General features: G+C 59.9%; 8 protein-coding genes and 1 pseudogene. 8 read left to right on the top strand and 1 reads right to left on the bottom strand.

The features are described 5' to 3' along the window. The first annotated feature begins 110 nt into the window (after window positions 1-110). From BLR20_RS22910 to BLR20_RS22875, 8 genes and pseudogenes are all read left to right on the top strand, one after another. The gene (locus tag BLR20_RS22910) at window positions 111-335 is read left to right on the top strand and encodes a DUF6555 family protein (protein ID WP_003316018.1); all 225 of its coding nucleotides are present in this window, start codon (window positions 111-113) and stop codon (window positions 333-335) included. Window positions 336-760: 425 nt separating this feature from the next. Beyond that, window positions 761-2,791, top strand: a complete 2,031-nt coding sequence (locus BLR20_RS22905) for a methyl-accepting chemotaxis protein (RefSeq protein WP_054993371.1) — start codon at window positions 761-763, stop codon at window positions 2,789-2,791. Window positions 2,792-2,972: 181 nt separating this feature from the next. Next, a pseudogene (locus BLR20_RS28550) lies at window positions 2,973-3,992 on the top strand (methyl-accepting chemotaxis protein); the annotation flags it as partial. Window positions 3,993-4,031: 39 nt separating this feature from the next. Continuing rightward, window positions 4,032-4,895 carry a methyl-accepting chemotaxis protein gene (locus tag BLR20_RS28545; RefSeq protein WP_390175872.1) on the top strand — a complete coding sequence of 288 codons (864 nt, stop codon included), beginning with the start codon at window positions 4,032-4,034 and terminating at the stop codon, window positions 4,893-4,895. Window positions 4,896-5,453: 558 nt separating this feature from the next. Beyond that, window positions 5,454-7,208, top strand: a complete 1,755-nt coding sequence (locus tag BLR20_RS22890) for an ABC transporter permease (RefSeq protein WP_054993369.1) — start codon at window positions 5,454-5,456, stop codon at window positions 7,206-7,208. 22 nt (window positions 7,209-7,230) lie between these two features. Next, on the top strand, window positions 7,231-8,535 hold the full coding sequence (locus tag BLR20_RS22885; protein ID WP_024640682.1) for an ABC transporter ATP-binding protein: 1,305 nt from the start codon (window positions 7,231-7,233) through the stop codon (window positions 8,533-8,535). Between the two features lie 51 nt (window positions 8,536-8,586). Further along, entirely contained in the window at window positions 8,587-9,654 is a 1,068-nt protein-coding gene (locus BLR20_RS22880; protein ID WP_010435078.1) for a sensor histidine kinase, read from the top strand. After that, entirely contained in the window at window positions 9,654-10,292 is a 639-nt protein-coding gene (locus BLR20_RS22875; RefSeq protein WP_032611208.1) for a response regulator transcription factor, read from the top strand. The genes BLR20_RS22880 and BLR20_RS22875 overlap by 1 nt, the downstream gene beginning before the upstream one ends. 117 nt (window positions 10,293-10,409) lie before the next feature. On the opposite strand, the gene BLR20_RS22870 is transcribed toward BLR20_RS22875, so the two are convergent. Continuing rightward, on the bottom strand, window positions 10,410-12,293 hold the full coding sequence (locus BLR20_RS22870) for an acyltransferase family protein (RefSeq protein WP_054993368.1): 1,884 nt from the start codon (window positions 12,291-12,293) through the stop codon (window positions 10,410-10,412). Window positions 12,294-12,344: the final 51 nt, after the last annotated feature.

The raw sequence follows: 12,344 nt of genomic DNA, 5'->3' as shown, positions 1-12,344 counted from the left end.
ATACATCGCTAGATGGCAACATGACATCATTTAGATTATGGCATTAATATTTTGAATTTTTTGAAACTGCAGCGATCTGTTTTGCGAGTCTACAAAGCAGGAGCAACACAATGGCCGATGAAAAACACTACCGTATCGATTACCTGCTGCATGGCAGTTACAAGACGTTCTACATAAGAGCAGGTGCCATGGACAATAAGGAGGCCTGGCACTGGGCGTCAGTGGATGCCGGGTTCGGTGCGATCCCCAAGTACCGTTCCGATCCGGTGCCGAAGCTGAGCAAGCCTCAGGCGGAAAAGCTCGGTCTGTCGAACGTGGAGTGGGCGAGGGCTTGAACAGCCCTCGGTCACCTCGATACGACGCCTACCGTCGTGCGTCACGATGCCGCACGACGGTATTACCCTTTTGCAAAGTCTACGGTCGCCAGACTGTCAGATGAACAGTTGTTTCCCGCCTGCTTGACCTGAACATCCTCATTCGGATCACGCCTGCCGCAAGCGTCATACCGGCAAAGCGCTCTCGCTCGGCACCCGCCTGATGATCCTGACCTCACGTTAACCGTGACCCGGTCGATAGCCCGAGTATCAGGCTATGGCACCCATTGAACTTCCTGATGGGCCACTGCTCTCAAGTGATGTCAATGTGCCTTCATCTGAGCGGATGACCTCGTTCATCCTGTCACAGCCGGCCCGTACTACCCGTGATGCAAAGAAAGGAGCTTTTCCACTCGGATTGGACCCCTAATTAAAAAGAGAAAACTATGAACATCCTTTCGCCTGGTATCTACCTAACCAATCGCCTGCGCTTCCCTGCCAAGTTTGCCGTTTTAGCCATCATTATCGTTATCCCGCTGATCGTTCTCGGTCTGCGGGTTTTCAACAGCCTGAATGCAAGCATCGACACCGTCGCGCAAGAGCGCGTTGGCCGTGAGTACCTGCAATTGACCACCCCCGTTCTGCGACTCTCCATGTGGCAGCGTGCGGCCAGCAACCGTCTGCTCGCCGGCGATGCCTCCGCCGCTCAGGACCTGGCCAGCAATCGTGCTCAGCTCGAGACAGCTCTTGCTAACCTTGCCGATATGGATGCACGACAGGGGCAGCAGCTGGAGACCGAGAACCGCGTACAGCGCCTGCGTGAAAGCACCCGTTCCCTGATGGACAGTATCAAGCCAGGCATGTCGCAGGACGAAGTGTTCGCCCAATGGAACGAGCAACTGGCCCAGACGCTCAACTTTATCTACTTCGTCTCGGCCACCTCGGGCATGGTGCTGGACGAAGACTATGCATCGCTGTTTCTGATCGACCTGAGCACCATTCGTATGCCTCGGGAAATCAACGTCGCCGGTCAGATCCGCGGTATTACGGCAGGCTTGATAACCGGTCAGGGCCTGAGTGTAACGATGCGCGGCTCGCTCGAGAGCCTGCTGAAGATCGAACTGCAATTCCGTGCGGAGCTGGAGCAGAGCATTCGCCTGCTCAAGCGTCGTTCGCCAGAGCTGGCCGCGCGCATCAGTGATCCGATCACTGCCGCTACTTCAGCGATGGACAGCTTTCGCGGCGATCTGCATGCGTACGTAAAAGGCACAGAGTTCTCCGTGCAGCAGGGGCAGGCGCTGAGTGCGCGCGGTAACGTGGTTGTCTCGGGTCTCTACAAGGCTCAGGACGAAATTCAGACTGCGCTTCAGGATGAATTGAATTCGCGCTACGACGCTCTGGTGCTGCAACGCGAAGTCGTCATTGCCATGTGTGTGATCATGGGCTTGCTGCTGCTCTACGCGTTCTGCAGCATCTACCGTGCCTTGCGCCTGACCATCGACAGCCTGCTGGGCGTTACCCGCCGTCTGGGCGAGGGCGATCTGAGTGCACGCGTAGCGGTCGTCAGCAAGGACGAAGTGGCGGATATCGCCAACGGCCTGAACCTGATGGCCGACGCCTTCGCCAGTTCCATCTCGCACATGGACCGCACCTCTTATGAACTGACTGATGTAGCGTCCCGGCTGGGCGCATCCATCGGCCTGGCCAAGCAATCAATGAACGCGCAGCAGGCTGAAACTGAGCAAGTGGCGACCGCGATCAACGAGATGACCGCGAGCGTTGCCGACGTGGCGCAGAACACCGAAGGTGCTGCGTTGGCCGCCGATGAAGCGAACACCGCATCACGTAACGGTCTGCGCATCATGCATCAGGCTCACTCGACCATTCAGGCGCTGGCCGAAGAAGTGGAACTCAGTGCCCAGAAGGTCCAGGCGCTGGCCCTGCACAGTCAGTCGATCGGTGGCGTTATCCAGGTCATCAGCACCATTGCCGATCAGACCAATCTGTTGGCCCTCAATGCCGCCATCGAAGCCGCGCGGGCGGGCGAGCAGGGTCGCGGGTTTGCCGTGGTGGCTGATGAAGTCCGCACGCTGGCTTCGCGCACTCAGGCGTCGACCGAAGAAATTCGCGGCATCATCCAGCAACTGCAAGGTGCCACCGATGCTGCCGTGCAGCAGATGCAGGCCGGGCAGCAGAAGGCCCATGCGTGTATCAGTGCTGCCAGCGATGCCTCGGGCAGCCTGTCGAGCATCAGTCAGGGCGTGGAGCGCATCGTCGAGATGAACACGCAGATTGCCAGTGCTGCCGTGCAGCAGCATGCGGTCTCCGAAGACATCAACCGCAATGTCATGGAGATTCGTAACAGCTCCGGGACGTTGATGCTGGGTATCGACAACAACGCGGTAACCGCCGATGAACTGGCGCGGGTCGCCAGCGACATGCGCAATGTCGTGGCGCGTTTCAAGCTCACTGCCTGATTGAATCGGGGGCTGTTCAGCCCCCGATTTCCCTCCCGAATCGGCGCGCTCGCGCGGATTGTCTTTTTCCGATCAAGTTTTGCTCTTCTGCGGCCGATAGCTCTGGCGCGCGGTTTTGCTGTCTATAAAAACAAATCTCAGCTCTTTCGTTGCGCACAAAAAAGCATTTTCAGGAGATTTTATGAACAGCAGATTTGCGAATATCAGCGTCAACATGAAGTTGGCATTGGGCTTTGGGACCGTTCTTTTCTTCACGGCTGTCCTCGCCCTCGTCGGCTGGACCAGCCTCGACAAGCTCATCTATCGCACCGACCGCATCGGCGATATCACCAGGCTGAGTGACAACCTGACCAATCTGCGAATTGCGCGTCTGCAATACATGCTGACTGACGGCGATGAAACCGCAGCACAGAACATGCAAAGCAAGCTGGATGTGTTCAAGGCGCAGCAGCAATCCCTGCTCGTCAGCTTCAACAATCCGGTCAACCTCAAGCCGCTGCGCGAACTGGCCGATGTCACTCGCGACTATGAGGCCTCCCTGAACAGCATGCGCGCCGTGTATCAGTCCGGGGCCAAGGTGCGCAACGAGATGACCGCCACTGGCACAGCGGCCATGCAGGCCGTCGAGTCGTTGAACAATGCCGTCATGCAGATCGACCCTTCTGACCCGGCACGCTTCGATCTGGCCCAGTTGGCGAACAGCGCTCGGCAAGACCTGGTTCTGGTGCGTTATGAAGTGCGCGGCTATACCGGCAATCCGAGTGACAAGACCGAGACAGCAGCCTTTCAGCAGCTCGATAGCGCGATCAGCCATCTGGACAGGCTCAAGGGCGCTTTTGGCACTGCCAATCGCGAACAGATCGCACAGTTTGAAACCGCTTTGCGCAATTACCGCAGCTCGGTCGATGCCTTCAAGGCAACCACTCAGACAGCTGCGAGCGTGCGCAAGGATCTGACTACTCAAGGCGCCACCATCGTCAAGCTGGGCGAAGAGCTGTACGGCCTTCAGATGCAGATGGGCAAGGAAGACACCGCTCACGCGCGCAGCCTGCAGCTGGGTTGTGTGGTCTTGGTCATGCTGTTGGGCATTCTTGCCGCTGTGGTCATCACGCGTCAGATCACTCGTCCATTGCGCGATACGCTGGCGATCGTCGAGCGGATTGCGTCCGGCGACCTGACCCATACCGAAGCGGTTACCCGACGCGATGAACTGGGCGTGTTGCAGCAAGGTATCCAGCGCATGGGTACAACCTTGCGCGAACTGATCTCCGGTATTCGCGACGGCGTCACGCAGATTGCCAGCGCGGCCGAAGAACTGTCGGCAGTTACCGAGCAGACCAGTGCGGGGGTCAACAGCCAGAAAGTCGAGACCGACCAAGTGGCCACCGCCATGCACGAAATGTCGGCGACCGTGCACGAAGTGGCGCGCAATGCCGAGCAGGCGTCCGTGGCGGCTTCCGATGCAGACAAGCAGGCGCGTGATGGCGACAAGGTCGTCGGCGAGGCCATCCAGCAGATCGAGCGACTGGCCGCCGAGGTGGTTCGCTCATCTGACGCAATGAATGTGCTTGAGCAGGAAAGTGACAAGATCGGCAAGGTCATGGATGTGATCAAGGCGGTCGCCGAACAGACCAACCTGCTGGCCCTCAATGCTGCCATCGAGGCCGCGCGTGCAGGGGAAGCCGGCCGGGGTTTTGCCGTGGTGGCCGACGAAGTTCGTGGTCTGGCGCAGCGTACCCAGCAGTCCACCGAAGAAATCGAAGGGCTGGTGGCGGCCTTGCAGAATGGCACGCGTCAGGTGTCGGGCATCATGCTCGGCAGCCGCACGCTGACTGACAGCAGTGTCGAGCTGACGCGCAGGGCCGGTACGTCACTGGAGAGCATCACCCGTACGGTATCGAGCATTCAGGCGATGAACCAGCAGATCGCTGCCGCCGCCGAGCAACAAAGCTCGGTAGCCGACGAAATCAGCCGCAGCATCGTCAACGTTCGCGACGTATCCGAACAAACCGCCGAAGCCAGCGAAGAAACCGCAGCCTCCAGCGTTGAGCTGGCACGCCTCGGTGGCCAGCTGCAGATGATGGTCAGCCACTTCCGGGTGTGACGGTCGTGCCCACGCGGAGTAGCCGGATACCTATCGTTCCGCACGCTCCAGCGTGGGAATGCATTTCGTGACGCTCTGCGTCACAGCCCCATGCCGCGCCGCCTTCTCAAGAGAGGACGCAGAGCGTCCAGAACGGCATGCGACGCGGAGCGTCGCACGATAGTCGAGATTATCGTTCCGCACGCTCCAGCGTAGGAATGCATTTCGTGACGCTCTGTGTCACAGCCCCACGCCGCGCCGCCTGCTCAAGGGAAAACGCGGAGCGTCCGCAACGGCATGCCTACGCGGAGCATGGGCACGATGATGTTCTTTTGCACAATACTTAACAGGTCTGAACAACAGAGCCATAGTTATATAACTATACGTTGGTATATCTCACTCATACTTACAGATAAACATGAGCTACTTTTGCAGGTTTCTACTGTTGATCGAAACGCTATAAGCTTTACCTCACTGTCCGGCAACTATTAACTCACGGCCTTTATACGTTATTGCTGACTGCCTGTTTGCTTATAAAACGGGTGGGTCTGCGCCTGCGCGGCCGGCTCGAGGTGAGCAATGCATTCGATATTTGAATTCGGTAAAAGCCTGCGGACGCCCCGTTTCGTAAAACCCGGTGCACGCACGCCTTATTGGGCCGATGGTATTTGCCTGGCCATCCTGACTCTGTTTATTGGCCTGTTCATTTATGGCTTTGGGCAGATGATGCAGCCCCTGACTGTGCTGAATTCCAGCCCCATGAGCCTTGATCCGGCGCGCCTGCCCGAATATGCCTTGCGCACCACGCTGCGTATGTTCATCGCGCTGGGCGCTTCGTTGATCTTCACTTTTGTCGTCGCCACGCTGGCAGCCAAAAGTCGCAAGGCCGAACAGGTGATCATCCCGGCGCTGGATATTCTTCAGTCGGTACCGGTGCTGGGTTTTCTGACGTTCACCGTGACCTTCTTCATGGGACTGTTTCCCGGTCGGCAGATGGGCGTCGAATGCGCAGCGATCTTTGCCATCTTCACCAGCCAGGCCTGGAATCTCGCGTTCAGTTTCTATCAGTCACTGCGTACTGTGCCGAGTGATCTGAACGAAGTCAGCCGTCAGTTCGGGCTGTCTGCGGTACTGCGCTTTACACGCCTGGAACTGCCGTTCGCCATACCGGGGCTGGTGTGGAACATGATGATGTCGATGTCCGGCGGCTGGTTTTTCGTGGTCGCCTGCGAGGCCATTTCGGTCGGCGATACCACGGTCAATCTGCCGGGTATCGGTTCCTGGCTGGCGCTGGCCATCGAGCAGAAAAACCTGGCTGCGATTGCCTGGGCAGTGGGCGCAATGGCGCTGGTGATTCTGGCCTATGACCAATTGCTGTTCAGGCCGATCGTCGCCTGGGCGGACAAATTCCGCTTCGAGCAAACCGCATCGTCGAAGCGTCCGCGCTCTTGGATGTACAGCCTGCTGGGCCGCTCCCGTGTGGCGCCGATGCTGGCTTCGGTCCTGGCTGCACCGTGGAAATGCCTGATGCTGATCGACTGGCGCGTGTTCTCCCGGCTGTGGAAAGTGAAGCTCACCCCAGGCATCGCTCGCGTGCTCGACTACGCGTGGCTGGGTCTGGTCATGGCCGCTTGCCTGGCCGGCAGCGTGTACCTGTTCAGGTTCATCGAAGCGTCACTGGGCACCAGCGACATGGTCACTGCCTTTGGTCTGGGCCTGGCGACGATGGTGCGTGTGATCGTACTGATCGTCATCGCAAGCCTGATCTGGGTGCCCGTCGGTATCTGGATCGGCTTGCGTCCGGTCTGGGCCGAACGCTTGCAGCCTATCGCGCAGTTCATGGCGGCGTTCCCGGCCAACGTCCTGTTTCCGTTTGCCGTGATCGCGATTGTCGGCCTGCACCTGAACCCGGATATCTGGCTGTCGCCGCTGATGGTGCTCGGCACCCAGTGGTACATCCTGTTCAACGTGATCGCCGGAGCCAGCGCCTTGCCGACTGACCTGCGCGAAGCAGCGACCATGTTCAACATGCGCGGCTGGCAGTGGTGGCGCCGTGTCGCGCTGCCTGGCGTGTTTCCCTACTACATCACCGGTGCGCTGACCGCGTCGGGTGGTTCGTGGAACGCCAGTATCGTCGCCGAAGCGGTTTCCTGGGGCGATCAGCATCTGGAAGCGGCAGGCCTGGGGTCATACATCGCCAATGCGACCCAGGCGGGCGACTTTCCACGTGTCGCGCTGGGCATTGTGGTCATGTCGGTCTTCGTTATTGCTTTCAACCGGTTGCTGTGGCGCCCGCTGTACGGGTTTGCCGAGCGACGTCTGAGTCTTGTCTGATCGTGTGTAAGGGGAGGGCGTCATCATGATGGCTGTCGAAACGCGTTGCCTGGTAGATGTTCAAAAGGTCCGACATGTGTACGGCAAAGGCAGCAAAGAGCGCCTGGTGCTGGATGACGTGACACTGACGCTCAACGAGAACGAAATAGTAGGCCTGCTGGGCCGGTCCGGTTCGGGCAAGTCGACCCTGTTGCGCTCCATCGCCGGGCTGGTGGTGCCCACCGAAGGTGAGGTGAATTTCCCTCGTCGTGCGCAAGGGCGTGCGATGTCGGTGGGCATGGTGTTCCAGAGCTTTGCGCTGTTTCCCTGGCTGACAGTGCTGGAAAACGTCGAAGTCGGCCTCGAAGCGCAACGTGTGCCCGCCGCAGTACGTCGCAAGCGCGCACTGGCGGCCATCGATCTGATCGGCCTGGACGGTTTCGAGAGCGCCTACCCCAAGGAGCTGTCCGGAGGCATGCGCCAGCGGGTTGGAATGGCGCGCGCGCTGGTCATCGATCCTGACGTGCTGTTGATGGACGAACCGTTTTCCGCGCTGGACGTGCTCACCGCAGAAACCCTGCGCACTGACTTGCTGGACATGTGGAGCGAAGGGCGCATGCCCATCAAGTCGATCCTGATGGTGACGCACAACATTGCCGAAGCCGTGCTGATGTGCGACCGCATCCTGCTGTTCTCCTCCAATCCTGGGCGGGTGATCAGCGAGATAAAGGTCGATCTGCCCCAGCCTCGCAACCGCCAGGACCCTATCTTCCGGGCGCTGGTGGAAGAAATCTACGTGCTGATGACCCAGGACAATGACGCCGGCGAGATTCGTCAGGGCGTGTTTCCGGGCACCGGGCTGGGGATGGTATTGCCGCAGGTTTCCACCAACGCACTGGCCGGGCTGATCGAGGCGATTCACGCGCCGCCCTACAGCCTGAAAGCCGACCTGCCGGAGCTGGCCGCTGCGCTGCATTACAACGCCGACGAGCTGTTCCCGATTGCCGAGGTGCTGCAACTACTGCGCTTCGCTGAACTGAAGGGCGGCGACATTCGCCTGCTGCCTGCCGCCAATCGCTATGCGCTGGCGGATGTCGACGAGCGCAAGCAACTGTTCGCCCAGCATTTGCTGAGCTTCGTGCCGCTGGTCGCGCACATTCGGCGGGTGCTGGATGATCGTCCCACACACACCGCACCGGCACGGCGCTTTCGCGATCAACTCGAAGACTTCATGTCCGAAAGCGATGCCATGCAGACCCTCAATGCAGTGATTCAATGGGGGCGCTACGCGGAGTTGTTTGCCTATGACGAACTGGCCGATCAGTTCAGCCTGGACAACCCGTCCTGAGGTTTGTAGGACATACTCAACGGGCCTTTTGAAACCAGCGGGAAGATGCACATGCGTGAACCTGAATCCTACGGCAAGGCCGCTATGGCGGTACGGCTGATCGCGTTGCTGATGCTGGCGCTGGTCATTGCGGTTGCCGACACCTTGACCGACCTGGAAATTGCCGTGGGTGTATTCCAGATTGTTGTGGTGCTGCTGGCGGTCAGGCTCCTGCCGGTCGCAGGCGTTATCGCGATGGCGTTGCTGTGCATGGTGCTGACCGTGATCAGTTACGAGATGACGACCTCCAGAGGCAGTGAGGCGTCCGGGCTTATCAATTGCATTATCAGCCTGGCGGCCATCGCCATGACCACCTGGCTGGCGCTGCGCATGGCGCTGGCTATCCGCTCGGTACATGAAGCGCGCTCGCAACTGGCGCGGATCGCACGGGTCAATCAACTGGGTGAGCTGACGGCGTCCATTGCTCATGAGGTCAATCAGCCGCTGTCGGCCATTGTCACCAGCGGCAATGCCTGCCAGCGCTGGCTGGCCAGCGAGCCGGTCAATCTGGACAAGGCCCGTCAGGCCGTGGAACGCATGATCAGTGACGCGAACCGCGCCGGGGACATCATCGTCCGGGTGCGCGCTCTGGCAAAACGTTCGTCCACTCACAAGGAGTGGATCAGCGTGGCCGATACCGTCGCCGAGATCGTGGCGTTGGCGCACAGCGAGATAGAAGGGCAGGGCGTGGCACTGCTGGTCGACGTTCCGGAGGGCCTGCCGCCGCTGCTGGCTGATCGGGTGCAGATCCAGCAAGTGTTACTGAACCTGATGCTCAATGGCGTCGATGCGATGAAAAGGCTCGAGGCGGATCAGGCGCAACTGGAGGTTCGGGTGGGCTGGCATGACGGCGGCAATATCGGATTTTCGGTCATCGACAATGGCATCGGCGTGCCACCGGAAAACCTCCATCAGTTGTTCGACGCGTTCTACACCACCAAGGAGGAAGGGATGGGGATTGGTCTGGCGATCAGCCGTTCGATCATCGAAGCTCATGGCGGGCGCATCTGGGTCACGCCCAACCCTGCAATCGGTGCTACGTTTCACTTCACCCTGCCCACTGGAAAGATGGAAACCTGATGAGTACAGCTGTCACTGCATCGCAGGCCGAAGAACCGATCATCTACGTCATCGATGACGACCTGTCGGTGCGCTCCTCGCTGGAGGACCTGCTGGCCTCGGTCGGATTGCGCAGCATGCTGTTCGGCTCGACCCGCGAGTTTCTGGATACTCCGCGCCCTGACGCGCCGGGCTGTCTGATTCTGGACATTCGCATGCCGGGCATGAGTGGCCTGGATTTCCAGGAACATATGGCCAGGTCAGGGATTTCCCTACCGGTCATTTTCATCACCGGGCACGGCGACATTCCCATGTCCGTACGGGCCATGAAGGCCGGTGCAGTGGAGTTTCTGACCAAGCCTTTTCGCGATCAGGACTTGCTCGATGCCATCCAGCAGGGGTTGGCGCAGGATCGCAGCCGGCGCCAGAGTGCCGCCGTGGGAGCCGAACTGCAGCGCCGCCACGCCAGCCTCAATCCCGGTGAGCAGCAGGTGATGGAACTGGTGGTCAGCGGCCTGCTCAACAAACAGATTGCAGCGCGGCTGAACGTGAGCGAAATCACCGTCAAGGTCCGCCGTGGCTCGGTGATGCGCAAGATGGAAGCCGATTCCCTGGCCGACCTCGTCAAGTTTGCCGAGCGCCTCAAAGAGCTGCATTGATCGACAACCCCATCGGTTATACCCATGTCTCTTGGGAGCGAGCCGGGCGACGCTTCGCTTGCTCGCGAAGAGGCCGGTACAGCCTCCAGAAACAGGACGTTTGTACTCAGCGGCTCACTAATTCATCAACTGCGGCAGTACGTAATTGCGCACCACGTACAGCGAGCCTTCTACGCTCAAGTGCCCCGAGTCGATCTGTAGCAGAGAGCGGTTGTCTTCCAGGCGTACCAGGCAGGCATCGGCGATGCACAGTTTGTCGATCAGCGACACGAACTGGATGCCTGCCGATGCGGCCAGCGCGCGGGTTGCCTGATCCACCAGCATGACGCTTTGATCCAGAGCCGGATCGCGGATGTGCGATTCGCTCAGCCCCCAATGACGGTTGGCGATCACACTGGGCAGCGACGGTTTCCATTGCGGGACCGGGCCGATCAGCACGATATGCTTCACGCCAAGACCCTTGAGCCGGACCGCGATCTGCGTCCAGTCGGTCTTGTCATGCCCATCCTTCTGCGCGATGACCACGATATCCGGACGCAGCCTTTCGATGCTCTGCAAGGCTGTTCTGTTGGAGTAGTCACAGGCCCTGCTGGTCGCCGATGTGCGTCCTTCATGGTTACTCAGAGCGGGACGGCAACTGGCCGAGGCGACCTGATAGAAGGGCGTGCTGTGTGTCAGCAAGGTACGCAAGCCGAGCGACAGCGCCTGTGCATGAGAGTCGCCCCACAGGAACACTCCGCCTGCGCCCTGTTTGCGGATGCAAGCTTCGTCGATGCCTGATTGGCCGCGCTGGGTCAGGGCGGAGAAAGCGTCACATTTCAGCCAGTAAGGCTCGTACAGATTGTGCTGACGATCAGCGTATTCCTGAATGAAACGCGCCTTGTCCGAAACGCTGACCGGGCGCAGTGGCGATACCACGCCGCTGGTCGCGCTCACCAGCGCTCCGCCCACGAACACCAGAGCGATCAGTGTTCCAGGCATGGCAAGCCTGCCGCGCTGATCAGACGACGGTCTGCTGGCGGGCTGCTCGATCAGCCGCCATGAGACCAGACCCAGCGTCACGGCCACGCCCATGCCCACCAGCACTGTGCGGGTCTCGCCCAGCAACCCGGCGTCATTCATCCACACCACCACCGGCCAATGCCACAGGTATAGCGAGTACGACCGTGTGCCGATCCATTGGGCCAGCGGGTTACAGGTCAGCGGCGAGTCGTTGCGTGCGGCGACGATCACCGCGAACGTCCCCAGCACCGGCATCAGCACCAGGTAACCCGGCCATGTGTCCTGTACGGACAGCAGGAACAACCCGGCCCCTATCAGGGCCAGTCCGACGTGTTCCAGAGCGCGCTGCTGCAGGGCCTTAAATTGCATCGGGAACAGGCAGGCCACGCCACCTGCCAGTAACTCCCAGGCGCGGCTCGGCAGCAGATAAAACGCGGCCTCCGGCCATTGCAAGGAGGCAGATATGCACACCACAAAGCCTGCCAGACTCGTGCCCAGCACCCACCAGCGCAGGTTGTTCAGCGCGACCAGACGACTGAGCACCAGCAGCGCAATCGGGTACAGCAGGTAAAACTGCCATTCCACCGACAGCGACCACGTATGCAGCAGCCATTTCTCATGGGCACTGGCAGTGAAGTACCCCGCCTCACGCCAATAGACAACGTTGGAAACGAACCCCAGGCTGCTGGCCACATGTGTGCCCAGCGCGCTGTAGTCCAGCGGCAGCAGGGAGATCCAGCCCAGCAGCAGCAGGGCAAAACACAGCGCGGCGAGGGCCGGGACGATGCGTCTGGCCCGTGACGTGTAGAACGCCGCCAGCCTGAATTTGCCGCGCCTCAAGCCGCGCAGGATGATCCCGGTGATCAGATACCCCGAGATCACGAAGAACACATCCACACCGGCAAAGCCGCCAGGCAGCCAGTCGGGGTGGAAGTGGAAGAGCAGCACTGCGATCACCGCGATGGCGCGCAGGCCATTGATGTCTTTTCTGAAGTCCATTGGAGAAAACCATCCGGTGGCTGATCGTGAGGGAGATGTGCCGGGGATCAG

The sequence above is a fragment of the Pseudomonas congelans genome (assembly GCF_900103225.1).
In the GTDB taxonomy this organism is placed as follows: domain Bacteria; phylum Pseudomonadota; class Gammaproteobacteria; order Pseudomonadales; family Pseudomonadaceae; genus Aquipseudomonas; species Aquipseudomonas congelans.
Note: the sequence above shows the minus strand (reverse complement) of the source record. Positions and strands in the feature narration are given on the sequence as shown.